General features: G+C 69.9%; 23 protein-coding genes. 12 read left to right on the forward strand and 11 right to left on the reverse strand.

Annotated features, from left to right (window positions below; genetic code table 11):
* Positions 1-137: 137 nt before the first annotated feature.
* Positions 138-1,088: a zinc-binding dehydrogenase gene (locus AC5RV6_RS10105; RefSeq protein ID WP_494007173.1), complete on the forward strand. Its 951-nt coding sequence runs from the start codon at positions 138-140 to the stop codon at positions 1,086-1,088.
* 3 nt (positions 1,089-1,091) lie between these two features.
* Here the strand turns inward: AC5RV6_RS10105 and AC5RV6_RS10110 are convergent, their stop codons facing one another.
* Both AC5RV6_RS10110 and AC5RV6_RS10115 read right to left on the reverse strand, forming a co-directional pair.
* Positions 1,092-2,672, reverse strand: coding sequence for a Na+/H+ antiporter (locus tag AC5RV6_RS10110; RefSeq protein ID WP_494007174.1), 1,581 nt, complete (start codon positions 2,670-2,672; stop codon positions 1,092-1,094).
* A gap of 107 nt (positions 2,673-2,779) precedes the next feature.
* Positions 2,780-4,042: an MFS transporter gene (locus AC5RV6_RS10115; protein WP_494007175.1), complete on the reverse strand. Its 1,263-nt coding sequence runs from the start codon at positions 4,040-4,042 to the stop codon at positions 2,780-2,782.
* Between the two features lie 75 nt (positions 4,043-4,117).
* Between AC5RV6_RS10115 and AC5RV6_RS10120 the strand changes: the two genes are divergently transcribed.
* The 4 genes from AC5RV6_RS10120 (at position 4,118) to AC5RV6_RS10135 (ending at position 7,892) form a co-directional block, all read left to right on the forward strand.
* Positions 4,118-4,654 (forward strand): ArsR/SmtB family transcription factor, encoded by a 537-nt coding sequence (locus AC5RV6_RS10120; RefSeq protein ID WP_494007176.1) that lies wholly within the window; start codon positions 4,118-4,120, stop codon positions 4,652-4,654.
* A gap of 134 nt (positions 4,655-4,788) precedes the next feature.
* Entirely contained in the window at positions 4,789-5,547 is a 759-nt protein-coding gene (locus AC5RV6_RS10125; protein ID WP_494007177.1) for an ABC transporter ATP-binding protein, read from the forward strand.
* Between the two features lie 2 nt (positions 5,548-5,549).
* Positions 5,550-6,914, forward strand: a complete 1,365-nt coding sequence (locus tag AC5RV6_RS10130; protein WP_494007178.1) for an FtsX-like permease family protein — start codon at positions 5,550-5,552, stop codon at positions 6,912-6,914.
* A gap of 138 nt (positions 6,915-7,052) precedes the next feature.
* The gene (locus AC5RV6_RS10135; RefSeq protein WP_494007179.1) at positions 7,053-7,892 is read left to right on the forward strand and encodes an SDR family oxidoreductase; all 840 of its coding nucleotides are present in this window, start codon (positions 7,053-7,055) and stop codon (positions 7,890-7,892) included.
* Positions 7,893-7,901: 9 nt separating this feature from the next.
* Here the strand turns inward: AC5RV6_RS10135 and AC5RV6_RS10140 are convergent, their stop codons facing one another.
* Genes AC5RV6_RS10140 through AC5RV6_RS10150 form a run of 3 tightly spaced genes read right to left on the reverse strand, consistent with a single transcriptional unit; the run spans position 7,902 to position 10,929 of the window.
* Positions 7,902-8,795, reverse strand: a complete 894-nt coding sequence (locus AC5RV6_RS10140; protein ID WP_494007398.1) for a dihydrodipicolinate synthase family protein — start codon at positions 8,793-8,795, stop codon at positions 7,902-7,904.
* Positions 8,796-8,815: 20 nt separating this feature from the next.
* Positions 8,816-9,466, reverse strand: coding sequence for a response regulator transcription factor (locus AC5RV6_RS10145; protein WP_494007180.1), 651 nt, complete (start codon positions 9,464-9,466; stop codon positions 8,816-8,818).
* Between the two features lie 29 nt (positions 9,467-9,495).
* A complete protein-coding gene (locus AC5RV6_RS10150; RefSeq protein WP_494007181.1) occupies positions 9,496-10,929 on the reverse strand; it encodes a sensor histidine kinase in 1,434 nt (477 codons plus the stop codon).
* 112 nt (positions 10,930-11,041) lie between these two features.
* Between AC5RV6_RS10150 and AC5RV6_RS10155 the strand changes: the two genes are divergently transcribed.
* The gene (locus tag AC5RV6_RS10155; protein WP_494007182.1) at positions 11,042-12,382 is read left to right on the forward strand and encodes an MFS transporter; all 1,341 of its coding nucleotides are present in this window, start codon (positions 11,042-11,044) and stop codon (positions 12,380-12,382) included.
* The gene (locus AC5RV6_RS10160; RefSeq protein ID WP_494007183.1) at positions 12,369-13,154 is read left to right on the forward strand and encodes a MerR family transcriptional regulator; all 786 of its coding nucleotides are present in this window, start codon (positions 12,369-12,371) and stop codon (positions 13,152-13,154) included. Before AC5RV6_RS10155 ends, AC5RV6_RS10160 begins: the two co-directional genes overlap by 14 nt.
* A gap of 75 nt (positions 13,155-13,229) precedes the next feature.
* On the opposite strand, the gene AC5RV6_RS10165 is transcribed toward AC5RV6_RS10160, so the two are convergent.
* Positions 13,230-13,376, reverse strand: a complete 147-nt coding sequence (locus AC5RV6_RS10165) for a hypothetical protein (protein WP_494007184.1) — start codon at positions 13,374-13,376, stop codon at positions 13,230-13,232.
* Positions 13,377-13,532: 156 nt separating this feature from the next.
* Here AC5RV6_RS10165 and AC5RV6_RS10170 point away from each other — a divergent pair, with 156 nt between their 5' ends.
* Positions 13,533-14,426, forward strand: a complete 894-nt coding sequence (locus tag AC5RV6_RS10170) for an NAD(+)/NADH kinase (RefSeq protein ID WP_494007185.1) — start codon at positions 13,533-13,535, stop codon at positions 14,424-14,426.
* Positions 14,427-14,432: 6 nt separating this feature from the next.
* Here AC5RV6_RS10170 and AC5RV6_RS10175 read toward each other — a convergent pair whose 3' ends face one another.
* A complete protein-coding gene (locus AC5RV6_RS10175) occupies positions 14,433-14,801 on the reverse strand; it encodes a hypothetical protein (RefSeq protein ID WP_494007186.1) in 369 nt (122 codons plus the stop codon).
* A 117-nt stretch (positions 14,802-14,918) separates the two neighbouring features.
* On the opposite strand from AC5RV6_RS10175, the gene umuD reads away from it, so the two are divergent.
* Both umuD and AC5RV6_RS10185 read left to right on the forward strand, forming a co-directional pair.
* Positions 14,919-15,338 (forward strand): translesion error-prone DNA polymerase V autoproteolytic subunit, encoded by a 420-nt coding sequence (gene umuD, locus AC5RV6_RS10180; RefSeq protein ID WP_494007187.1) that lies wholly within the window; start codon positions 14,919-14,921, stop codon positions 15,336-15,338.
* Positions 15,331-16,635: a Y-family DNA polymerase gene (locus AC5RV6_RS10185; RefSeq protein WP_494007188.1), complete on the forward strand. Its 1,305-nt coding sequence runs from the start codon at positions 15,331-15,333 to the stop codon at positions 16,633-16,635. Before umuD ends, AC5RV6_RS10185 begins: the two co-directional genes overlap by 8 nt.
* 29 nt (positions 16,636-16,664) lie before the next feature.
* Here the strand turns inward: AC5RV6_RS10185 and AC5RV6_RS10190 are convergent, their stop codons facing one another.
* Complete coding sequence (locus tag AC5RV6_RS10190) at positions 16,665-16,889, reverse strand: hypothetical protein (protein WP_494007189.1); 225 nt, start codon at positions 16,887-16,889, stop codon at positions 16,665-16,667.
* 127 nt (positions 16,890-17,016) lie between these two features.
* Positions 17,017-17,439: a VOC family protein gene (locus AC5RV6_RS10195; RefSeq protein ID WP_494007190.1), complete on the reverse strand. Its 423-nt coding sequence runs from the start codon at positions 17,437-17,439 to the stop codon at positions 17,017-17,019.
* Positions 17,440-17,540: 101 nt separating this feature from the next.
* Between AC5RV6_RS10195 and AC5RV6_RS10200 the strand changes: the two genes are divergently transcribed.
* A complete protein-coding gene (locus AC5RV6_RS10200; protein WP_494007191.1) occupies positions 17,541-18,632 on the forward strand; it encodes a helix-turn-helix transcriptional regulator in 1,092 nt (363 codons plus the stop codon).
* Positions 18,633-18,636: 4 nt separating this feature from the next.
* Positions 18,637-19,209, forward strand: coding sequence for an MOSC domain-containing protein (locus AC5RV6_RS10205; RefSeq protein ID WP_494007192.1), 573 nt, complete (start codon positions 18,637-18,639; stop codon positions 19,207-19,209).
* 32 nt (positions 19,210-19,241) lie between these two features.
* On the opposite strand, the gene AC5RV6_RS10210 is transcribed toward AC5RV6_RS10205, so the two are convergent.
* Both AC5RV6_RS10210 and AC5RV6_RS10215 read right to left on the reverse strand, forming a co-directional pair.
* On the reverse strand, positions 19,242-20,036 hold the full coding sequence (locus tag AC5RV6_RS10210) for an ABC transporter permease subunit (RefSeq protein ID WP_494007193.1): 795 nt from the start codon (positions 20,034-20,036) through the stop codon (positions 19,242-19,244).
* Complete coding sequence (locus tag AC5RV6_RS10215; RefSeq protein ID WP_494007194.1) at positions 20,033-21,025, reverse strand: ABC transporter ATP-binding protein; 993 nt, start codon at positions 21,023-21,025, stop codon at positions 20,033-20,035. The genes AC5RV6_RS10210 and AC5RV6_RS10215 overlap by 4 nt, the downstream gene beginning before the upstream one ends.
* Positions 21,026-21,064: the final 39 nt, after the last annotated feature.

Genomic DNA, 21,064 nt, shown 5'->3' on the forward strand with positions numbered 1-21,064 from the left:
CCGCTTGGATTCCGGGCGTAATCTGGACAGTGGACGGCACCCCCACCGGGGATCCTGACGGCCGTCCCGCGGCCCTGCCGCCCCAACCCGGAGCCACGCCGAGCCGCGAAATGTGCCTAGGCAAGGAGCACCGTTTCATGAAGGCATGGCAGTTCACCAACACGCATGAACCCCTGGTGGAGGCTGAGGTTGAGGAGCCGCGCGCCGCGGCCGGCGGCGTCGTGATCGAAGTGAAGGCAGCAGGGCTTTGCCACTCCGACGTCGGAATGCTGGAAGACGAAGGCTGGCTCTCCACCCTCGCCAAGCGCCCCATCACGTTGGGCCACGAAGTGGCCGGGGTGATCACCGAGGTGGGTGAGGGTGTCACGGACTGGAAGGTCGGCGACCGGGTGGGCCTGTGCCCCACCACCTCGGCCGGCGCTCCCGGCTACGCGTATGACGGCGGCTTCTCCGCGAAGGTGGCTGTGGACCAGGCGGCACTGGTGCGCATTCCGGACAACGTCTCCTTCGTCCTGGGCGCGGCCGGCACGGATGCGGGGATGACCAGCCACCATGCCGTCATCGCCAACGGGCAGGTCAAGGCCGGCAGCAAGGTGGGCATCATCGGGTTCGGCGGCCTGGGCCAGATCGGTGCGCGGGTGGCCGTGCTGGCCGGCGCGGAGGTCTATGTCGCCGAAATCAATGAAAAGGTCTGGCAGCTGGCCCGCGACATCGGTGCCACGGAGGTGGCAAAGTCGATCGCCGAGTTCAAGGACCGCAACCTGGACGTCATCGTCGACTTCGCCGGATTCGGCACCACCACTGCCGAGGCCATCGAAACCGTCGGTTACGGCGGACGGGTGGTCCAGGTCGGCATGGGGCGGCTGGAAGCGACCATCAGCACCAAGACCATGATCCTTAGCGAAGTCACGCTGGTCGGATCCCAGGGCGGCACCCGGGAGGACGTCGCCGGGGTGTATGACTACTTCGCCACCGGCAAGCTCAATCCGACCATCACCGAGATCGCCTGGGAGGACATTCCCGGCGGGCTGGAGAAGCTGAGCAGGGGCGAGGTGGTCGGGCGGCTGGTCGCCCGATACGGGGACTGAGCCTCACTCCGGCGGATCCTGGCCGGACAGGCGCAGCTCCTCCAGGTCCAGGCGGCCCTGAATGCGGCGAAGCACCTGGTCGTCGATGAGGCCTTCATCGCGCAGGCGCACCACCGTCATCCGTTTCCGGGCAACCAGGGACAGGCGGAGGTCGGTGTAGTCACGGTCCTGGCGCAGGATCCGCTGCCCATCTGCGCCGTCCTGCCCTGCCCTGAGCACCTGCAGGTGGACCTGAAGCTCGCGCTGCGCCCGCGCGGCGACGAGCGGGTCCGTCCCGAGCTCGGCCACGAGCCGGGGAAGGACCTCCAGGGCCTCCTCCCCCGCCCTGATCTCAGCCATGGTGCGCTCGTGCTTCAGGTGCACGTCAGAGGGCAGCCGCGCCCAGGCCGCAGCCAGCGGCAGCAGGGGTGCCTGCAGCACCAGGGTCACCACGATCACCCCGGCAGTCACGAAGATGATCAGGTTCCGGTCCGGAAACGCCGCGCCGGAGGTCGTCAGCAGCGGTACGCCGAGCGCGGCGGCAAGGGAGACCGCTCCGCGGAAACCGGCCAGCGCGCTGACGACCTGCCCGCGCAGGCTTCCGCGCCGCCGGCCGCGCAGGCGGGCGACGACGCGGAGGAGCAGATCGGCCGCAAAGAGACACCCGAACCGCACGCCGATGATGGCCGCCGACACCAGGGCCACGGCCAGCAGGCCCAGGCCGAGCTCCCCGCGAGTCAGCCCCCGGGCCACGGCGTGCAGTTCGATGCCGATCAGCACGAACAGGGCGCCGTTGAGCAGGAAGGTGGAGAAGGACCAGAAGGCGTCCGCCTGGCGCCGGGTCTGCGCCGACACCACCCGCGGGCCGGCCTGACTGATGATCAGGCCGCCGACCACCACGGCCAGCACTCCGGAGGCGCCGATCAGTTCGGCCAGCAGGAAGGCCGTGAACGGGGTCAGGAAAGTGACCACGTTGCCGAGCAGCGGATCCTGTATCCGCCGGCGCAGCAGAATGCCCGCCCGCGCGACGACAATGCCCGCTGCCGCGCCGCCGGCATAGGAGAGGACGAACAGCCAGAACACCACCGGCGCGCTGAAGTCCTGCTCCCCCACGGTCAGCGACACGGCCAGGGCGTAGAGCACCAGCGCCGTGCCGTCGTTGACCAGGGATTCGGCCCGCAGCAGGGTCACGCTGCGGGCCGGCATGGACTTGGCCAGCGCCGCCACCGCGGTCGCGTCCGTGGGCGCCACGGCGGCGCCCAGCACCCACGCCGCACCCCAGGACATGCCCAGGGCATGCCCGACGGCGGCCACGCCGGCCGCCGTCGCGATCACCAGCACGGTACTCATCAGCGCGATGCCGCGCAGGTTGCTGCGGATTTCCCGCAGTGAGATGGTGAGCGATTCCCGGTAGAGCAGGGCCGGCAGGAACAGCAGCAGCACCACCTCGCTGGGCAGCTGCACCTCGCGCAGAGCGGGAATGAAGCCCAGGAGGGTTCCGGCGGCCACCAGCAGCAGCGGCGGAGCGATGCGCAGCCTGGGCGCGGCCAGGTTACAGGCCAGCACCGCCGCCGCCAGGATGACGACGAGTTCCAGGCCGAGCATGGAGTCCCTTCCGGTCGAGAACCGGTTTTAAGTCTCCCGGTGCGTGCCGCCGGCGTCGAGACGGCTGCAGGACACCTTCCGGAAACTCCCGTCGATCGGGCGCCCTCTCACGAACCGGTCGGGACTTCGACGTCGGCCGTATCTATGGCCCTGTCAGTGAGGACGGGCATCAGCGACAGCAGGGTGAGGGTCAGCACTCCCATGATGGCGAACATGGCCTGCAGACCCAGCCACTCGGCCAGAAGGCCTCCAGCCGCTGCTCCGAGGGGCATGGTTCCCCAGGCCAGGAGGCGGTAGGCGCTGTTGACTCTGCCGAGCAGTCTGTCGGGAGTGATCCGCTGGCGCAGGGACACGGTGATGACGTTCCACAGCACGGTCAGCATGCCGCCCACAAAGAGGACGGGACCGAGAACGTAGGGGTTGCTGGTCACGGCGGGCGCCCCGACGAACAGCGCGACCCCAAGAACGGCGAGCGCCAGTGCCTTCGACCGGCCCAGCCTCGCTTCGGCCCGGTCGGCGATGAAGGAGCCGACGATGGCTCCGACAGCCGAGGCCGTCAGGAGCAGCCCGAACCCCGGATCGGACAGTTTCATGGCTGACGCCGGTCCGACGGCAAACAGCACCAGGAGCGCGAAGGCCGCACTGGACGCGAAGTTGAACACGCCCGTCATCAGCGCAAGTGCACGCAGGATTTTCTGGTTCCAGAGGAACCGCAGGCCCTCACCGATGTCGAAGCGCAGTGTTGTGGCCTGGTTCCGTTCGATTCGGTATCTCCCCCGAACCAGAAGCAGTCCCCCGACGGCGGCGAGCCACAGTGCCGCCGGCACCGCAAGGCCGGCGACGACGCCGAGGGCCACGAGCAGCCCTCCCAGCGGAGGGCCGATGAACTGGTTGGCGGTAAGCTCCACCGCGTAGAACCGGCCGTTGGCGCGCGAGAGCTGATCCCTGTTCACCACCTGGGGCAGGATCGACTGCGCGGATGTGTCATAGAGCGTTTCGGCCACACCCACCATGAGGGCGACAACGTACAGGGCCCAGATGGAGCCCAGATCCAGCAGGATCACGGCTGCTAGCGCGGCGGGGAACAGCGCGCGGGTGAGATTGGCCCAGAGCATGATCCTGCGTCGGTCCAGCCGGTCAGCCAGTGCGCCGGCGGTCAGGGCAAAGAGGAGCCAGGGCAAGGTCGCCAGGACGCTGAGCCCGGCAATGAGCGTGGGTGACTGCGTGAGCTGAATGGCCAGCAGCGGCAGGGCGATCTTGAAGACGCCGTCCGCGAGATTGGACAGTCCGGTTGCGGTCCAGAGCTTCCAGTAGGGCGCACCCAGCGGGGCTCTGTTCCGTTCCTGCACGGACGGCGTGTGATCGGTCATAGGGACACCATCGCGCAGTGATGTAGAAAACTCAAGGGGGTTGGAATCTACTACATCAATTTGTAGGGTGGTTTCATGAAGACGCACACGGGCGAGGGCGACGACAAGCCCCTCGCCACTGCCCGGGAGATCAAGGCGCTGGCCCATCCGCTGCGGCTGCGCATCCTGCGCCTGTGCGGGCTCCACGAGCTGACCAATAAGCAACTCGCTGACCGGCTGGGCCAGGATCCAGGGACAATGCTCTATCACGTGCGCCAGCTGCTCTCCACGGGATTCCTGGAACCGGCGGCGGTCCGCACCGGAGAAAGCGGTGCGCTGGAGAAGCCGTACCGTTCCACGGGGCGGTCCCTGAATCTGGACACCGCCTTGGGTGAAGCCGGGCCGGGCGGCCCCCTGGCACCGATCGAGGCCTTCAGGGAAGAGGTCACCGAGGCAGGGCCCGAGGCCCTCACCAACCTCTCACGCTTCGTGCTGCACCTGTCCAAGACAGACGCCGAGGATTTCATTACGCGCATACAGGCCGTGGTGAACGAATACACCGAGAGCGACCAGGAGCGCGCAGACCAGCCGGCGTACGGCGGGATGTTCGTCCTTCACCGGTCGTCGGATTAGCTCGCGTCCCTTCAGCGCGAAAGCGCCCCGGGACACGGCGTAGGTCCTTGCCCGGGATCGGTCCGGGTATGTCGAATACGCCCAACCATCGTTGATGCGCCTCATCTGCGGCGGACCGACGCTAGTGTGAGGGCATGGGGAAACAACTGCTGGAAGCCTTCGACGTCTTCAAGTCTTTCCGCGGTCAACGCAGCGCACCCATGACTCCCGTGCTGCACGGGATTAGTCTGCAGGTAATGCCTGGTGAACTTGTCGCCATAGTGGGGCCCTCGGGATCAGGTAAATCAACGCTCCTGTATTGTTTGGCGGGCCTGGAATCCTGCACGTCAGGAACCGTGAATCTCTTCGGTCGCCCGATCAACAGGATGTCCAACAGCCAGCTGGCTGCCGTTCGCCGGAAATCCGTTGGCTTCGTCTTCCAGAATTACAATCTGGTCCCTTCGCTGAGTGCACGGGACAACGTGGCGCTTCCCGCTCGACTGGCTGGGGACAAAGAAGCGTTATCACGGGTTGATTGGGCCTTATCCGCCGTCGGCCTGACCGACCGGGGAAGACATGCACCGGCCCAGCTATCGGGCGGGCAACAGCAGAGAGTCGCAATCGCCCGCGTATTGGTCATGGCACCCAGGATCGTATTCGCCGACGAACCTACCGGTGCTTTGGATTCACAGGCCGGCGCCGCTGTGCTGGGTTTGCTGCGCGACGTGGCGGCCGGTGAACGTTCAGTTGTCCTTGTCACGCATGATTTGGAAGCTGCGGCGTGTGCAGAGCGGGTCCTGGTGCTGCGTGACGGCACCCTCCATGAGGAACTCCGTAACCCGACGCCCAGGGACATACTCGAATCCGTGGAGAGGGCCAAGCTGGCGTCCGGCAGTTCAGAACCGAGGCCGTGACCATGGTCCATCTCGTGCTTGCCGAACTGCGGCACAACCTCAGACTCTGGCTCGGCACGTTCATCGTCATCGCTGCTGCAGCTATCTTCCTGACCGTGTCCGCGGGCATCATTTCCACCGGACTGAGTCTGTGGAGAGCAGGTCAGATCAGTGCGGGAGACTTTGAGGGAATCGTAGGATTTGCGGTCACACCGGCGGCGCTGACTGCCGTAACTACGGCAGTGGTCATTACGTCGGTTGCCCAGCTCACTGTCAGCGAACAGCGCCGGTCATACGCCCTGTGGCAGCTGGCAGGGGTATCGCCTGGAGGAGTGGCTCGTGTCGTGAGGCGTCAGTTGGCCACAATTGCGCTGCTTGCAGGTACCGGGGGCGTCTTTGCGGGGCAGCCATTGATCAACCCGCTGTTCGATTGGTTAGGCGGACGGGTCCCCTCTCTTGCCGAACTGGATTCCTCCCTACCGCCGGCAGCCGGCGCCATCGTAGTTGCTCTCTCCGTTCTGCTGACTCTTGCTGCGGGCCTCAGGCCGGCCCGGGATGCGGGGAAGACCCCGCCGATCGTGGCGTTGCGTTCCCCTGAAACCCCCAGGGGTGCCATGAGCACAATGCGTTGGATATGGTTCGTCCTTTTGGTCGTTGCAGGAGCGGGTCTGTGCATGGGGATTCAATCGATCCCCCTGTCCGGGATCGGTTCCAACGGTTTCCTCATCCCTTTCGTATTTGGATGCGCTGCCGCCTGCGCCGGCCCCGCCGTTGTCCCGCTTGTCCTGAGGAGCTGGACAGCTGCCTTTCCGCCCGGACTTTCACCAGCCTGGTTCCTGGCCCGCAACGCCAGCCGCTACCGGGTCAGGCAAAGCGCGAGCTCCGTAGTGCCATTGACGCTGGGGCTCATTCTTGTATGTTCCTTTACCAGCGTTTACGCGATGTTCCAGCAGGCACTCAGCCTCACCTCCGGGGCCCCAGGCTCACCCGTGGACACTGCGGGAAACCTCCTGATCTACGGGGCGCCCATGGTCCTGGCCACTCTGGCGGCAGCAGTCACCGTGTACATGTCCGGACGGTCCCGGGAGCGTGAGAATGCCCTGGTCCTTGCTGCTGGAGGCACTCCGTCGACTATCGTGATCACCGCCGTTCTGGAAGCTGTTATCTACACAGCCACTGCGGCCATACTCAGTCTGCTTGTCCTCATCCCCACACTGGCAACCGTCTGGACGGCCATGAACAGCGTCGTTCCGGGCACACTCTTTGTGGTCAGCTGGATCCCCTGGGCCGCAGTGGTCAGCACCGGTTTACTTGCTCTACTCGCTTCGACCGTTATTCCCACCGTTTGCTCAATGAGGTCCAGCATCCAAAGTGCGCTTGGCGGCTGAGGTTTCCGGACCGGTCGTGTTTCGCGTGGTGAACGGCTGTCGGCCGACTGCCCGACCAACCCGGCCGCGGAGCGCTGACAGGCCTCCGCGCCTGGACTAGGGTCAGAAACAAAAGCGGCGTCTACCCGGGAGAGTTCCATGGCATTCGGATCACTGGTGATCATCGGCGTCGGCGGCATGGGCCAGGCGGTGCTCCGCCGGCTGGGAGCGGGCCGGAAGGTGCTGCTGGCCGACTTCCACGAGGGCACGCTCACCGACGTCGCAGCCGCCGCGGCCGCTGACGGCTACGAGGTGACCGCCCAGCACGTGGATGTGTCCGCCCCGGAGTCCGTGGCCGCGCTCGCCGCCCGGGCGCAGTCCATGGGCATGGTGGAACACGTGGTGCATACCGCCGGTGTGTCCCCGGTCCAGGCGCCCGTTGAGGCCATCCGCCGGGTGGACCTGCTCGGCTTCGCCCTGGTGCTGGAGGAGTTCGGGCAGATCATCGCCCCCGGCGGAGCCGGCGTGTTCATCTCCAGCATGTCCGGACAGATGGCCGCCGGCAGCCTCCCGGCCGAGGCGGAGGCCGCGCTCGCCACCGCCCCGGTGGAGCAGCTCCTGACCCTGCCGTTCATCGCCGGGCTCGACGACCCCGGGACGGCCTACAGCATTGCCAAGCGCGGTAACCAGCTGCGGGTCCAGGCCGCCAGCCGCACCTGGGGCCTGCGGAGCGCCCGGGTCAACAGCATCAGCCCCGGGGTGATCTCGACGGCGATGGGACAGCAGGAACTCGCCGGAAGCTCCGGAGCGCAGATGCGGGCGATGATCGAGGCGTCCGGCACCGGCCGGCTCGGCACCCCGGAAGACATTGCCAACGCGACGGCGTTCCTGCTCAGCGCGGATGCCTCCTTCATCACCGGCACCGACCTGCTGGTGGACGGCGGCGTCGTTGCGGCGCTGGCAACCGGCCGGCGCCAGGCCACGGAGGGCCAGGCCTAGACCCTTCCCCTAGCTGTCCAGTCCGATCTCCCGGAGCACGTCTGCCAGCCGTGAGCGCTGCGCGTCGTCCAGCCCCCGCAGCGGCAGCGGCAGGCAGGAGCGCCGGGCCAGGCCCAGCTGCTCGGCTGCCGCGGCAATCACCCGGACGCTGCCGAACTCCGCAAAAAGGCCCCAGAGCGGGGCGAGCCGGTCCGATTCGGCGGCCGCGACGTCGTGGTGCCCGGCCTGCGCGGCACGCACCAGACGCATCGCCGGAGACGGGAACAGCCCGCCGACCACCGAATACCAGGCGTCACAGCCGGCGGCGAGCCCGTCCGCTGCCCGCGCGTCGCCGGAGACGCCGATGCCCACATGCGCCGGAACGGCGGCGCGGATGGCGCTGACGTGGCCCCGGGCCTGTTCCGGATCGGTGGGCACGCCCGGAATCTTGATCGACGCGATGCCGGGCAGTTCGGCAATCCGCCCGTACAGGTCCACGCTGAAGCGGAACCGGGTGGTGCCGGGGTTGTCGTAGACGATCACCGGCAGGCTGGTCCGGGCGGTGACGTCGGCGAAGAGGCCGAAGACGTCGTCGTCGGTCAGCGGCTGGTAGCTCACCGGGGCCAGCAGCACGCCCGCGGCGCCGGCGTCCTCGGCAGCGGCCACGTTGGCCAGCACCTGGGAGGTGCGCAGCGCCCCGACGCCGACGAAGACGGGAACTCCTGCGGCGGCGTCGACGGCGATGCGGGACACGAATGCCCGCTCCGCGGCGTCCAGGTAGGCGTAGGAGCCGGTGGAGCCCAGCACGGTGACGGAGTCCACGCCGGCGCCCGCAGCCCGGGCCACCAGGGCCGCGAACGCCGCCTCGTCGACGGCGTCGCCGGCCAGCGGGGTCAGCGGGAACGCGCTGAGTCCGGTGAACAGGGCCGGAACGCCCCCGGCGCTCACTGCGCACCCTCCAGGTACTTCAGCACGGCCAGTACCCGCCGGTGGTCCCCCGCGTCCGGATGCAGCCCAAGCTTGGCGAAGATGGCGGTGATGTTCTTCTCCACCGCCCCGGCGGAGAGGAACAGGTCCGCGCAGATGCCGGCGTTCGTCCGGCCCTGGGCCATCAGGGCCAGCACGTCCTGCTCCCGCGGCGTGAGCGCGGCCAGTTCCGCGTGCCGGCCGGAGGCTCCCATCAGCTGCCGCACCACCTCCGGATCCAGCACTGTCTCGCCGGCGGCGATGCGTTCCAGGGACTGCAGGAAGCTGGCGACGTCGGCCACCCGGTCCTTGAGCAGGTAGCCGGTGCCTGCGGGGTGGCCGGCGAAGAGCCGGGCGGCGTAGCGGGTCTCGACGTACTGGGACAGCAGCAGCACACCAACCGTGGGATGGCTGCTGCGCAGGGCCAGCGCCCCCCGGACGCCTTCATGGGTGTGCGTGGGCGGCATCCGGTTGTCCAGGACGACGACGTCGGGCGCCGTCCGGTTCACCGCGGCCAGCAGGTCCTCCGCGTTGTCGACGGCGGCCGTGACCTCATGCCCGCGCCCGGCCAGCAACTCGCTCAGCCCGGCCCGGAGCAGGGCGGAATCCTCGGCAATCGCGATCCTCATTCCTGCAGCTTGCCCCACCGGGGCAGGTATCAGGAAAACGGCAGCAGAACCGTGACAGTCGTCGGGCCGCCAGCCGGAGAGGAGACGCGCAGTTCCCCGTCCACGGTCCGCACCCGCTCGGCCAGGCCCGCCAGGCCCGTGCCCGACGCCGGATCGGCACCGCCGCGCCCGTCGTCGCGGACGGTCAGGACCAGCGTTCCGGGCTCGGCGCCCGGCTCCACCCGCAGCCACGCACGGGAGGCTGCGGCGTGTTTGGCGACGTTGTTCAGCAACTCCGCAGCGCTGAAGTAGGCGATGGCCTCCACGGCAGGAGCCGGCCGGCCGGGCAGCAGATAAGTGAGGCTGACCGGTTGCGGCGAGGCTGCGGCCAGCGATTCGAGGGCGGTATCCAGCCCGTCGTTCAGGGCCGCGGGCCGGATGCCGGCGGCCAGGCCGCGCAGGTCCACCAGGGCCTCCTTCGCGGTTCCGTGGGCGGAGTCCAGCAGGTTCCGCAGCTCCTCCGGCACGTCCTGCGCCGCCAGGCGCTCGCGGGCGTCACCGAGCTTCATGGCGATGGCCACCAGCTGGGCCTGGGTGCCGTCATGCAGGTCACGTTCGATCCGCTGCAGGCGGGCGTCTGCGTCCTGGACCGACACGCCGCGGCTGGCCTCGAGCTCACCCATCCTGCGCTGCGCCGCCGTCGGGCCCAGGAGCGCAGACGCCAGCGCGGCCTGCAGTCGGGCGGCACCGTTGTTCACGGCGGGCCAGATCAGGAAGGTCAGCAGCAGCCCGACGCCGACGTAGGCGAGGTTCCAGAGCGGACCTTCCATGTAGGTGTCCGCCCCCAGCAGGGTGCCGCGGTGCCAGGAGCCGTCGGTGGCCTGCTGGGCAGGCAGGAAGCGGTACCAGAACCAGTAGGTGAGGCAGCCCAGGCCGGTGGCCAGCAGGGTAATGCTCAGCACGGCCGACACCGTGGAAGTGATGAAGCTCAGGACCATGTGGGCCAGCGCGCGCCAGCCGGTGGCATCTGCCAGCCCGGAGCGGACATAGCCGCGGAAGCCGGGCCGGGCCCGGAAGGGCGGCGGTTCGGGCACCCGGCGGCCGAGCAGGCGGAAGACCAGCGGGCGGTGGATCGGGCCCTGGACACGGGCGGCCGCCACCAGCGCCGCACCGACCGCCAGCCCGCCGAAGGTCGGAGCCAGCGTGGCTCCCAGCGTGAGCGCCGCGACGGCGTAGGCGAGGCCGAACGGGGCCAGCAGCAGCGAGATCCAGTGGTAGCCGAACGCCCGCCAGGTTGCGGGGCGCAAGAAGGCCGGACGGGGCCTGCGGCCCTGAGCCGGATCCGGGTAGCCGGGGTCAGGGTATTCAGCATCCGTTTGGCCGGGCCGGTCGGAGAAGGCGTCGAGAACGGCGGTGTGGTCGGCGGTCTGGTCGGCGTCCGGCGGCAGCTGGCGGGCGGATGACGCCGGGGTGGTGTTGATCATGTCACTCAGCATCCTACGCAGGCCGGGCCCGCCGGTATGGGGCCGGGCGCCGTCGTGGGCGGGGGTTATCCCCCCTTGACCCCGCCCCTGCGTCATGGTTTTGGCTCGGAGCATGTCAACGATTTCAGCCGCCTACCTCGGCTCACACGCACTGTCCATCCTGGGCAACTCGATCGCTGCGGTCGCGTTGCCGCTGATCATCCTGCAGGCCACCGGCAGCGCACTCGACACCGGTGTGGTCGCAGCGTCCGCCGCCGTGCCGGCCGTCCTGGCCGGAGTGTTCGGCGGAGCGCTGATCGACCGGTTCAACCGGCGCACCGCCTCCGTCGCTGCGGATCTGATCTCGGCGACCGCCGTCGCCGCCCTGCCGCTGGTGGATCTGCTGTGGGGTCTGCAGCTGGGCTGGTTCGTGCTGCTCGGCATCGTCGGGGCCCTGGGAGACGTGCCGGGCATGACCGCCCGGGAGGCGCTGCTGCCCGCCGTCGTCCGTCACTCGGGAGTGGCCGCCGAACGGCTGGTCGGCCTGCGGGAGGCCCTGACGGCCCTGATGATCGTCATCGGCCCGGCTGCGGCGGGAACCCTGATGAGCGTGTTCAGCGGGTCGGTGGTCCTATGGGTCACGGCGGCGACCTCCCTGGCCGCCGCGCTGCTGACCCTGCTGCTGCCGCGCAGTGCCGGCCGTGCGGAGAACCGGCAGATCGAGGCCGGAGCCGGAGACCGCGTCGATGCCCAGGCGCGCCCGGCAGGGGATTCGTCGGGACCGGCAGGCACGGTTCCGGCGGGACCGCTGGAGGTGCTGGCCGGGTGGCGGTTCCTGCGGACCAATCCGGTGATGGCTGCGCTGACGCTGGTCTCCCTGGCCTCCGTGGCGGTGTTGTCCGCCCTGCAGGGCGTGATCCTGCCGGTGCACTTCCATCTGGCCGGGAACGCCGGGCTGCTCGGTTTCGTCCTCAGCGCGCTCGCGGCGGGAACCCTGGTCGGGGCTGGGCTGTACGCCGGGCTGGGCTCACGCGGCGGCCGGCGCGGCTGGTTCACGGCGGGCACGGCGGGGGCCGCCGTCGGCGTCGTGCTGATCGCCCCGCTGCCGACACCCGGCCTGATCATCGCAGCCGCGGTCGTCGTCGGCATCGGCAGCGGGATCCTCGGAGCCGTGACGGGCGTGCTGACCCTGGATGTCGTGCCGGACGCCGTGCGCGGGCGGGTCATGGGCACCCAGAACGCGATCCTCATGGTCGCCGGACCCCTGGGGGTCCTCGGCGGTGCGCTGAGCATCGAAGCAGCGGGGCCGACGGCGGCGGCCGCTGCGGTGGCAGGACTCTGGCTGGCCGCGGCAGCGGCCGCGCTGATCTGCCGTCCGCTGCGTAGGCTGGAGCCGGATCCCGAGGAGCAACCGGGGAATGATGACCAGGGCAGGACGAACCAGGAAAGGGCGATGGCCGTTGAGGAGCAGTGAACTGGCGCAGCTGGCAGGCGTCTCCGTCCGCGCCCTGCGCCACTACCACCAGACCGGCCTGCTCGCCGAGCCTGCCCGCAGCAGCAACGGGTACCGCGAGTACGACGTCCATGCCCTGATCCGGGTCCTGCGGATCCGCAGACTTGCCGCGCTGGGCCTGCCCCTGGAGCAGATGCCGCCCATCCTCGACGAGCCGGAGCCCGGGGCAGGGCCCGCCGGTGAAAGCGAGGCCGGCCCCGACGCCGTGGATCAGACGCTGGAGGAGCTGGACCGGGAGCTGGCCGCCGCGGTGGAGCGGCTGACCGAACAGCGTCGGCTGATCGCCCGGATCCGCGCCGACCGCAACCCGCCCGACGTGCCGCCCGAGCTGGCCCGGTTCCTGCAGGTCTCCGCCGGGACCTTGCCGCCACGGGTCGCCAAGATGGATCGTGAACAGCTGGTGCTGCTGGGGCATCTGGGGTCGGAGAACGTCAGGGCTGCCATCGGGCAGCTGTTCGACATGATCGCCGCGCCGGGGCTCCTGGAGCCGCTGACCGTGCTGATGGAGCGCTTCGACGCCCTGCCGGCGGACGCGCCGTCGTCCGCGGTTGAGGCCCTCGCCGCGGACCTGGCGACGGCGCTGGCACCGGCGAGCGCAGCGCTCGCCGCCCATGACGGGGCGGAGCTGGACGGACGGTCGCTGTCCCTGTTCAACGACTATGCCGCCGATGTGCTGAATCCGGCCCAGCTGGCCGTGCTGCAGGGTGTGGGCCGTGCGTTGGAGGACGCTTAGCCGCTGCCGGTTTGGGCGGCCGCTGCCTGCGCGCGGTGGCAGCAACTGCGCAAAGCGGCAGCGGGAAGCGGCGGGCTACGCCTGCATGTTGCGCCGGTAGCGGTGCTCAAGCAGCAGCCGGGCGCCGTTGAGCAGCAGCGTCTCCATGGGGACGCCCTGCTCGTCGGCGAGCTCCTGGAGTTCCCGGGCCAGTTTGGGCGGGATCTGGAGCTCGACGTTCATGGGCTTAATCGTAGCGCCCCGGCACCCCGCCCGTAGACGCGCATGCGGCGGATCACTGCGGCCCGGACCAAACTCCTTCCGCCCGGCCGGCACCCCCGGCAACCTTTCAGGCGCCGTCGATACGATGCGGTCACCCCCTGTTTGAAAGGACCTGCCATGCGCACCGTGGGACTCATCGTCCATCCCACCAAACCCACCGCCGACGCCGTCGAATCGCTGACCCGCTGGGCCGCCGCCCACGAAGCCCGGATCGTCGGCCTGTCATCAGCTCAGGGCAGGCTTCCGGAGGGGGTTCAGCTGCTGGATGACGACGGTTTCCGCTCCGCGGTGGACGTGATTGTCAGCCTGGGCGGGGACGGCACCATGCTGGGCGCCATGCGCCTGGTGGCGGACCGGCCGGTCCCGGTGCTCGGCACCAACTACGGCAACCTTGGCTTCCTCATCGAGCTGCAGCCGGACGAGCTGGACGCGGCCCTGGACCGGGTGGCCGCCGGCGACTTCTCCGTTGAGGGCCACCATGCCCTGGACGTCGCGGTGTCCTCGCCGGACGGGGTGGCGACCCAGCATCTGGTGTTCAACGACTTTGTCTTCACCCGCCAGCCCGGCAAGGGCATGGTCCACGCCCATCTGGATGTGGCCGGCATCCCCTACGGCTTTGTGAAGGCCGACGGTCTGATCACCGCCACCCCGGCCGGCTCCACCGCGTACAGCTATGCCGCCGGCGGTCCGGTGGTCTCCCCCGCGCTGCCCGCCGTCGCCGTCACCCCGGTGGCGCCGATGGCCGGGTTCAGCCACCCGTTCGTGCTCGGACACGAGGACGGGTTGTCCATCGCCTTGGACGAGGCAGGCGGAACCGTGGCGATGGAGGCCGACGGCGTCCTGCTGGGCGAGGCCCGCCCGGGCACCCGGGTGCTGATGAAGCTGCGCCCGCACGCAGGACAGGTCATCCGCCTCGACAAGGAAGGCCACGCGCAGCGCGGGATGCTCAAGCTCAGCCTGCTGGACCTGCCCTTCACCCGCGAGCAGCTGGCGGAGCGGCTGGGCCGGTAACCGGCGTCAGCCCTGGAGGAATCCGGCCACGCCGCCGATGGTGAAGCACATCCCCAGCAGCAGGTAGAAAAAGCCCAGCGTCCTGACCGTGGGCACGTCCGCAATGGTGAACCCCTCCGGAGGAATGCCCTTGGACTCCCGGTAGATCGCCGACCAAACCGCCGCCGCACCCCGGACGTTCCGGAAGACGCACCAGCCCGCGACGGCGAAGCACACACCGGAGGCAGCGGCCCCGAGGGCGCCGAAGTGAAGCTGGCCGCTCGCGATTCCGAACGGGAGACCTGCAAGGAACAGGAGGTAGCCCAGCTGCAGTCCGCTGCGGGCGGGCTGCGGCAGCTCGGTCAGCAGCCGGCCGAATCCCCGCAGAGTCCGCATGCCTGCTCCCGTCCCCGCCCACCGTCGTCGCGGGCCAGAGTAGCAGCGTGGTGCTAGCCTTAGTATTCGAAAGTGTGTTCGATACGCGATCGTGCGGAACTGTGGGAGGGGCGGAGCATGGCGGTGTTCTCAGCGGACCGTTCCCGGCGCGTGGCCGGGCCGGCGGAGGCCGACGCCGCCACCGCCGCAGGGTTTCCCAGCCCGGCGCGTGATTACTTCGACGGCCGGATCGACCTGAACCGACACCTGATCAGCGACCCCACCTCCACCTACGTGGTCCGCGTGGACGGGAATTCCATGGCCGACGCTGGCATCAGCAGCGGTGACGAGCTGATCGTGGACCGTTCCCGCACCCCGCACGACGGCGCCGTCGTCGTCGCGGTGGTCGACGGCGAGCTGCTGGTGCGCCGGCTGCTGCTGCGCGGAGACGCGGTGCTGCTGCGGGCCGAAAGCCGGGGCACGCCGGACCTGGAACTGGCCGACGCCGCGGAGCTGACGGTGTGGGGCGTCGTCACCCGGTGCCTGCACCATGTCTGAGGAACGGACTGAGGCACGCGCCGAACGGATCGCCCTGGTCGACGTCAACAGCTTCTACGTCTCCTGCGAGCGCGCCTTCGATCCGAAGCTGGCGGGGATTCCCGTCGTCGTGCTGTCCAACAATGACGGCTGCGTGGTCGCCCGCTCGGATGAGGCGAAGGCCCTGGGCATCAAAACCGGCACCCCCTGGTTCCAGCTGGCGGCCGGCGCCGCGCGGGCAGGCCTGGTGCAGCGCTCCAGCAACTACGAGCTGTACGGGGACATGAGCTCACGGGTGATGCAGCTGCTGGGCCGATACGGGCTGTGGCAGGAGGTGTACTCCATCGACGAGTCCTTCCTCGGGCTGGCCGGCACGCCCGCGGAGCTGCAGAGCCAGGGTGCGGAGATCCGCGCCGCCGTTGCCCGGAACACCGGCCTGCCGGTCTGCGTGGGCATCGGCCCCACCAAGACCCTGGCGAAGTTCGCCAACCGGATCGCCAAGCAGAACCGGCATCTGGGCGGCGTCTGCAACCTGGACACCATGGACCCGGCCGTGGTGGACACCATCATGGCGCGGGTGCCGGTGACCGGGCTGTGGGGCGTCGGCTCACGACTGGGGGCCAAGCTGGCGGCCATGGGCATCGAGACCGTCGCCGACCTGAAGGCGGCGGACCCGGCGCTGATCCGCCGGAAGTTCTCGGTGATCCTGCAGCGCACGGTCCTGGAGCTGAACGGGACGCCATGCATTCCGATGGAGGACGAGCGGGCGGACCGCAAACAGCTGATCTTTTCCCGGTCCTTCGCGGCCCCGGTCACCACCGCCGCCGAAATGCGGCAGGTCATGAGCATCTACGCGCAGCAGGCCGCAGCCCGACTGGAGCGCGAGGGCCAGCTGGCCAGCGTGATCACCGCCTACGCCGGCACCTCGCGCTTCAGCGAGCGGGCGGCGTCGTTCCCGTCCGTGACGGTGCGGCTCCCGGCGCCGACGGCGGATCCGGTGGTGCTCAGCCGGGCGGCCATCGGGGCGTTGGAGGGGCAGGTCGTCGAAGGGGTCGCCTACACGAAGGCGGGAGTCATGCTCACCGGGCTCAGCCCCGCGGGAGCGCAGCCGCTGCTGGACGTGTTCGTTCCCGAGCAGGAGCAGCGGAACCTCGGCGAACTGCTGGGCAAGGTCACCGGGAAGTACGGAGCGGCCAGCATCGGGCTGGGACTCGGCGGGATCACGACGGCGAAACCGGAGTGGACCATGGCGCGGCGCTACTCCTCGCCGCGCTACACCACCGAGTGGGCTGAGCTGCCGGTAGTGAAGGCGCGGTAGCGGCGCGACGGCGTCGGCGGGCTGCGTGCCTAGATGCAGGTCCCGGTGTAGGGATCACAGAGGGACTGGCCGGTGGGGACGGCGAAGGTGCCGTCGCCGCCCTCGACCAGGCGGAGGGCGCCGCGGTCTTCGAGCTTCGTCAGCTCGTTCAGGGTCTCCACTCCGCCGAGGTCGAATTCCTCGGCAATATCCTGCGGGCGGACCCTGCCCCAGCGGCGCACGTAGTCGATGACGTTCTGTTCGAGAGTCTGCATGTGTCCTTCCTGCAGTTACGCTTTCAGGCTGCCTGCGGCGGCCTCATTTGTGTTAACAGGCCGGTGCCGGCGGACATTCCGCCCGCCGGCACGTCCTTCCGTGCTGCTGCTCCGCAGTGGAACGCGGTCAGCCCTCCCAGGCCGCGGCAACATCCAGCACCCAGACGACGCCGAAGGGATCCTTCAGCATGCCGTAGAGGGGTGCGAACGCCGAGGCGGCGAGGGGCTGAAGGACCGTGGAGGACTCCGCCATCCGCGTCCACAGGTCGCTGATCTCGTCCGCCGAATCGCCGCGCACGGAAACGAAGGCGGACTTGTCGCCCTGGTCGTATGTCTGGCTCGCCGGGACGTCGTAGGCCATGACGGAGAACCCGTTCTCGCCTACGACCTGCCCGAACTTGACCTGCTTGGCCTCCTCCTGCGTCTCGACGGCACCGGCGTCCTCATTGGTGATGAGGACAAGCCGGCCGCCGAACACTGAGTGGTAGAACTCCAACGCCACTGCGGCATCGCCGCGGAAGTTCAGGTGGGGTGTGGTGGTGACTGACATGGCTGCTCCTTGGGACGGATTCCCGGACGTTCCGGGCTTCCTTCACTCTCACAGCAGTAGAGGTCAGGACATGGCCGCTACTGAAACCTAGGATGACCTTTATGGCCACGACCTCCCGGATGCTCCAGCTGCTGTCCCTGCTGCAGGTGCATCGCACCTGGTCCGGAGACGAGCTGGCGGGCCGGCTGGAGATCAGTCACCGCACGGTGCGCCGCGACGTGGACCGGCTGCGGGAGCTGGGCTACCGGGTCCGGTCGGTCAAGGGACCGGACGGCGGATACCGCCTGGAAGCCGGCGCGGAACTGCCGCCGCTGCTGTTCGACGACGAGCAGGCCCTCGCGCTCGCCGTCGCCCTGCAGGCCGCCGGAAGCACCGGGGCGGGCATCGAAGAGGGCGCCGCCCGGGCGCTGGCCACCGTACGGCAGGTGCTGCCCGCCAGGCTGCGGCATCGGCTGGATGCGCTGCAGTTCTCGGCCGTGCCCCGCACCGGAGGTGCCGCCGCACCGGCGGTCTCCCCGGACGTGCTGCTCAGCCTGTCGGCGGCGGTCCGCGCCCGGCAGGTGCTGCGGTTCGACTATGCCCCGGCACAGGAGCCCCCGGCCGGAGCCGATGAACCACCGCGCTCGGATCGGGCGCTGGACGCCGGGCCGCGGCGGGTGGAGCCGCATCATCTGCTGAACGTGGCAGGACGCTGGTATCTGGTGGCCTGGGACCTGCAGCGCCAGGACTGGCGGATCTTCCGTGCGGACCGGATGCACCCGCGCTCCCCCACCGGCCCGCCCTTCACGCCCCGTGACATCCCCGGCGGTGACGCCGGACGGTTCCTCGCCGCCCGGTTCAAGGGCTCCGAGACGACGGATGACTGGCCGTGCCGGGGCACGGTGGTGCTGAGCCTTCCGGCGTCGGCGGTGCAGCCGTTCGCGGCGGACGGGACCGTCGAGGACCTGGGCCCCACCCGGTGCCGACTGGACGCCGGGTCCTGGTCCTGGATTGCCCTGGCCTCTTCCCTGGGCCGGTTCGACGCGGCGATCGAGGAGGTGTCCCCGCCCGACCTGGCGGCGGCGTTCGGTGAGCTCGCGCGGCGGTTCACCGCGGCGTCGACGGCGGCGGCCGGACCCGGCAGGACAGGTCCGCCGCACCCCAAGGTCCCGCGGGCGCAGTTGCCGGCCGGGAGCGGCGAGGCGTTAGCGTGAAAGCATGAGCGAGCAGTACCGGTACGACGTCGAAATCCTGCACCTGCTGGTGTCCCCGGGACATGCCTACTTCGGCCGGGCGCGGGACGGCGCCGCCGACGTCGCCACCACCGATGCGGATCAGGTGGAGGTGGTCGCCGGCAAGGGCATCGTGGGTGACCGGTTCTTCGGCAAGGCCGCGCACATGGACGCGGCCGTCACACTGTTCGCCGTCGAATCGCTGGAGGCGATCGCGGCGGAGCTCGACGCCGGGCCGTTCGATCCGCTGCTCCCCCGCCGCAACCTGGTGCTTCGGGGCGCGGAGCTGGTGCCGCTGATCGGCCACGAGTTCACCCTGGAAACCGCCGGCGGGTCGGTTACCTTCCATGCCGGCCGGCACGCCCACCCCTGCGCCTGGATGGACGCCGTGCTGGCTCCGGGAGCGCACAAGGCAATGCGCGGCCGGGGCGGGCTCCGCTGCCGGCCGACGACGAGCGGCACGCTGGCCCGCGGCCTGGCGGTGCTGGTCAGTCCGGTTCCGCTGGATGCGGCACACGCCGGACACCCGTCGCTGCTGTGGCCTCACCGGCTGCCCTAGGCGCCTCGGGGACTGCGGCGATCCTCCGCGGCCTACCTCCCGATGTCCCGGCGGTCCAGGGCCAGCCCGGCCACCACGAACAGCAGCAGCGCCGCGCCAAACAGGCCGGCGAGCCCGGCCCAGTCGGCGCCGTCGGCCAGCGGGCGGGCGCCGAACGCCCAGTGGTACGGCGAGAACCGGTGCAGGCCCGCCAGGTCAGGGTTCTGGTTTGCCACCGCGTTGAGGGCGTAGCCGGCCACTGCAACGCCTGCCGCCGCACCCATTGCGGCGATCCGGCGGCCGGTGAGAGCGCCTGCCGCCATCGCGACGGCGGCGATGAGCAGCGCCAGCCCCGTGAGCGCGGCGCTGGCAGCCCAGACATGCGCCGGCTTCAGATCCAGGGCGGCCGGGCGGTTGAAGGCCAGGACCGCCAGCCCGGCGAACACGCCCAGGGCGAGCAGGCGTGCGGTGACAGCCGCCGCGCGGTCGACCACCAGCCGCACCCGGCTCACCGCGTGGGCCAGCGTCAGCTCCATGGTGCCGGCCTCCTCGTCACCGGCGAGGGCCCGGGTCCCCCACGCCACCGCCGCGATGGTGAAGAGCACGAAGCCGATCAGGCCAAAGAACGTGGACTGGGTGTAGCCGGCCCCGGAGGTGATCTCGTCGTAGCCCAGCGCCGAGACCAGCTCAGGCGGCAGGCCCTGCACCAGCTGCTGCAGCTGGTCTCCGGCCAGCGAGGAGTACAGCGGCAGGTACAGCGCGAGCACGGCCAGGATGGCTGCCGCCCAGCCCAGGAGGCCCCGCCAAGAGCGGGCCAGGGACCGCGCGAACACCGGTGCCCCGTTCACCGGGACTCCCTGGATGTGTCGGCCGTCCCCTCGATGGTGCCGGAGATCCCCGGCTCCCCCACAGGGTCGGCGTAGAAACGCAGGACGGCGTCCTCCAGGTCCGGCTCCTCAAGCACCAGGTCGGTGATCGGCTGCCCGGCCAGCGCCGCGACCAGCGCCGGGATCTCCCCGTCAAACCGGCCGTGGATCGTCGTCTGTTCCTCCTCCGCGGTGCCGCCGGCCACCTGCCCGGCGTCGTACCCCGGCACCGCGGCCAGCCGGCTTCGGAGCGTGTCCGCGCTTCCGGGCGGCGCCGTGACCCGCACCCGGCGGCTGGCCGAGGCGCGGACGGCTTCGGTGGTGGCCGCGGCGACCACCCGGCCCGAGCGCAGGATCGCAACCCGGTCGGCTGCCTGCTCGATTTCGCTGAGGACGTGCGAGCTGAGCAGGACGGTCTGCCCGGCGTCGCGCGCCTCGTTCAGCAGGGCGAGGAACTCCTGCTGGACCAGCGGATCCAGCCCGCTGGTGGGTTCGTCAAGGATGAGCAGCGGCGGCCGGTGCATGAAGGCCTGGAGAAGGCCAAGTTTCTGTTTGTTGCCCTTGGACAGGTTCCGGACCGGGCGGGAGAGGTCGACGTCGAGCCGCTCAGCCAGCGCGGCAACCGTCACTGGGTCGACCGGGCCGCTGATCCGCGCGTAGAAGCGCAGCAGCTCCCTGCCGGTCACGCGCGGCTCCACGTTCAGTTCGCCGGGCAGGTACCCGATTCGGCGTCGCAGGCCTGGGCCGCCGCGGCGCGGATCGACGCCGAGGACTCGAATCTGCCCGCCGGTGGGGCGCAGCAGGTCCAGCAGCAGGCGCAGCAGGGTCGTCTTGCCGGCGCCGTTGGGTCCGATGACGCCATAGACGCTGCCGGCGGGGACCTCCAGGTCAATGCCGGCCAGGGCCGACGTGCTGCCGAAGTCCTTGCGCAGGCCGGCGGTCCACACAGCCGGCGACGGGGACGGATTCATAGGCCTAGGGTAAACGCTCCCTGTGCAAGGCTGTATGTC

It is taken from the genome of Arthrobacter saudimassiliensis (assembly GCF_059090665.1).

Bases quoted from the DNA above. Each gene is read 5' to 3' on its own strand.
- AC5RV6_RS10105 (WP_494007173.1), top strand. From the start codon at position 138: ATGAAGGCATGGCAGTTCACCAACACGCATGAACCCCTGGTGGAGGCT.
- AC5RV6_RS10110 (WP_494007174.1), bottom strand. From the start codon at position 2,672: ATGCTCGGCCTGGAACTCGTCGTCATCCTGGCGGCGGCGGTGCTGGCC.
- AC5RV6_RS10115 (WP_494007175.1), bottom strand. From the start codon at position 4,042: ATGACCGATCACACGCCGTCCGTGCAGGAACGGAACAGAGCCCCGCTG.
- AC5RV6_RS10120 (WP_494007176.1), top strand. From the start codon at position 4,118: ATGAAGACGCACACGGGCGAGGGCGACGACAAGCCCCTCGCCACTGCC.
- AC5RV6_RS10125 (WP_494007177.1), top strand. From the start codon at position 4,789: ATGGGGAAACAACTGCTGGAAGCCTTCGACGTCTTCAAGTCTTTCCGC.
- AC5RV6_RS10130 (WP_494007178.1), top strand. From the start codon at position 5,550: ATGGTCCATCTCGTGCTTGCCGAACTGCGGCACAACCTCAGACTCTGG.
- AC5RV6_RS10135 (WP_494007179.1), top strand. From the start codon at position 7,053: ATGGCATTCGGATCACTGGTGATCATCGGCGTCGGCGGCATGGGCCAG.
- AC5RV6_RS10145 (WP_494007180.1), bottom strand. From the start codon at position 9,466: ATGAGGATCGCGATTGCCGAGGATTCCGCCCTGCTCCGGGCCGGGCTG.
- AC5RV6_RS10150 (WP_494007181.1), bottom strand. From the start codon at position 10,929: ATGATCAACACCACCCCGGCGTCATCCGCCCGCCAGCTGCCGCCGGAC.
- AC5RV6_RS10155 (WP_494007182.1), top strand. From the start codon at position 11,042: ATGTCAACGATTTCAGCCGCCTACCTCGGCTCACACGCACTGTCCATC.
- AC5RV6_RS10165 (WP_494007184.1), bottom strand. From the start codon at position 13,376: ATGAACGTCGAGCTCCAGATCCCGCCCAAACTGGCCCGGGAACTCCAG.
- AC5RV6_RS10170 (WP_494007185.1), top strand. From the start codon at position 13,533: ATGCGCACCGTGGGACTCATCGTCCATCCCACCAAACCCACCGCCGAC.
- AC5RV6_RS10175 (WP_494007186.1), bottom strand. From the start codon at position 14,801: ATGCGGACTCTGCGGGGATTCGGCCGGCTGCTGACCGAGCTGCCGCAG.
- umuD (WP_494007187.1), top strand. From the start codon at position 14,919: ATGGCGGTGTTCTCAGCGGACCGTTCCCGGCGCGTGGCCGGGCCGGCG.
- AC5RV6_RS10185 (WP_494007188.1), top strand. From the start codon at position 15,331: ATGTCTGAGGAACGGACTGAGGCACGCGCCGAACGGATCGCCCTGGTC.
- AC5RV6_RS10190 (WP_494007189.1), bottom strand. From the start codon at position 16,889: ATGCAGACTCTCGAACAGAACGTCATCGACTACGTGCGCCGCTGGGGC.
- AC5RV6_RS10195 (WP_494007190.1), bottom strand. From the start codon at position 17,439: ATGTCAGTCACCACCACACCCCACCTGAACTTCCGCGGCGATGCCGCA.
- AC5RV6_RS10200 (WP_494007191.1), top strand. From the start codon at position 17,541: ATGGCCACGACCTCCCGGATGCTCCAGCTGCTGTCCCTGCTGCAGGTG.
- AC5RV6_RS10205 (WP_494007192.1), top strand. From the start codon at position 18,637: ATGAGCGAGCAGTACCGGTACGACGTCGAAATCCTGCACCTGCTGGTG.
- AC5RV6_RS10215 (WP_494007194.1), bottom strand. From the start codon at position 21,025: ATGAATCCGTCCCCGTCGCCGGCTGTGTGGACCGCCGGCCTGCGCAAG.